We start from the raw sequence: 1,747 nt of genomic DNA on the forward strand, positions 1-1,747 counted from the left end.
TCGGCAGCCACCGTCACCACCATCCCCTTCTGGTGAGCCTGCTCCACCAACTGCCGGTAGTCCCGGATTTCCCCAAAGGTGTTGGGATATTGCAACAGCAGCCCAAAGCCCTTCTCCGGGCAAAACTCCGCCAGATCCGTCACGCGCACCTGGATCCCCAAGGGCTCTGCCCGCGTCTGTACCACGGCAATCGTCTGGGGATGGCAGCCCCGATCCACCCAGAAAACTGGGGATCCCCTGCCTGCCAAGGTGTAGGCAAGAGCCATGGCTTCGGCGGCTGCGGTGGCCTCGTCCAGCAGGGAAGCATTGGCGATCTCCATCCCCGTCAGGTCGATCACCATCGTCTGGAAGTTGAGCAGGGCTTCCAACCGTCCCTGGGCAATCTCAGCTTGGTAGGGGGTGTAGGGGGTGTACCAGGCAGGGTTTTCCAGGATGTTGCGCTGAATCACCGGTGGCGTCAGGGTGTTGGAATAGCCCATGCCCAAAAAGGAGCGCCACACCTGGTTCTGGGCCGCCATTGCCTGCAGTTCCGCCAACACCTGCTGCTCAGGGCAAGGGGATCCCAATTGCAAAGGCTGGCTGCTGCGAATGGCCGGCGGCACCGCCTTCTCCACCAGCTCCTGCAGCGAACTCAGCTCCAACACTTGCAACATCTGCCCAATTTGCCGGGCATCCGGCCCAATGTGCCGTCTGAGAAAGAGTTCGGTCTGCCCCAGCAACTCCAGCTCCGGAGAAGGCGTGGGTTGTGGGATCCCTGGAGATGGATCCCGGCTTGGGGGGTCAAGTCGAGTCGAGTGGAGAAGGGCCAAGTCGGACATGGTGCGATAGCCGAGAAAGGGAGAGCAAGAAAGACTGTCTCCTGATCATAGTTGTTAAAAATTGTTTCTGTCGGGATCCAAATCCTGTCTTGGCCCTCGATTCGGGGTGGAGGGGATGAGACACTAGATGGTCGGAGAATGTTAGCAACCTATACAGATGAGCCTTTTGGATTCTGCTTGGAGAAGTGATGCTATGCGCTGGTTGCTGTCCATCTTGGTTCGTGTGGTGTTAGTGCTCTGTCTGTGCTTCGCTCCTTTGGGGATCCCTGTTGTGGCCAGGGCTGCAGAGCTTCCCCCGGTAAAGCACTTGGACACTCCGATTGACGTGAACAACACCATCTTGCGCAACTACCGCCAACTGCCCGGCTTCTATCCCACCCTAGCTCGCATCCTGGTGAAAAATGCCCCCTACAAGAGCCTGGAAGACATGTTGCAGATCTCAGGCCTGACAGAGCAGCAAAAGGCCCTGATCAAAGCCAACGCCGAGAACTTCGTGTTTGGCGAGTATCAGGAAGGGGCTAACCAACTGGAAAACCGCATCAACCAAGGATACTACGGCTGATCTCGGCAGAGGGGCCATCGGGAGAATCGGCTTTTGTAGGAAAGGGATCCTGTGGCCTACGATAACGTCTGCAAGTACTTGGTGGAATGGTTCCCCGAGTCCTTTGCCCGGTGGCTGCTGGGATCCCCGGTTCCCTTGATCCAGCTCCAGCCAACGGAGCTCTCCAGCGAGCCCATTCGCGCGGACTCCCTCATCCTGCTGAGGGCCCAAAACCTGATTTTGCATCTGGAGTTTCAAACCGATCCGGATCCCGACATTCCCTTGCGCATGGCCGACTACTGCCTGCGCCTGTTCCGTCGCTATCCCGACCAGGAGGTGCGGCAGATTGTCATCTACCTAAGAAAAACCCAGTCAGAACGGGTGTACC

The 1,747-nt window shown here is 58.0% G+C and carries 1 protein-coding gene and 2 pseudogenes; 2 read left to right on the plus strand and 1 reads right to left on the minus strand.

Features of this window, described 5'->3' with window-relative positions; translation table 11 throughout:
• Nucleotides 1-818: pseudogene (locus NW856_RS00160) on the minus strand (glycine dehydrogenase (aminomethyl-transferring)); the annotation flags it as partial.
• A gap of 193 nt (nt 819-1,011) precedes the next feature.
• On the opposite strand from NW856_RS00160, the gene psbU reads away from it, so the two are divergent.
• The gene (psbU, locus tag NW856_RS00165; RefSeq protein WP_041436072.1) at nt 1,012-1,380 is read left to right on the plus strand and encodes a photosystem II complex extrinsic protein PsbU; all 369 of its coding nucleotides are present in this window, start codon (nt 1,012-1,014) and stop codon (nt 1,378-1,380) included.
• 51 nt (nt 1,381-1,431) lie between these two features.
• A pseudogene (locus NW856_RS00170) lies at nt 1,432-1,747 on the plus strand (hypothetical protein); the annotation flags it as partial.

The sequence above is a fragment of the Synechococcus sp. R3-13 genome (assembly GCF_047462195.1).
Taxonomy (GTDB): Bacteria; Cyanobacteriota; Cyanobacteriia; order Thermostichales; family Thermostichaceae; genus Thermostichus.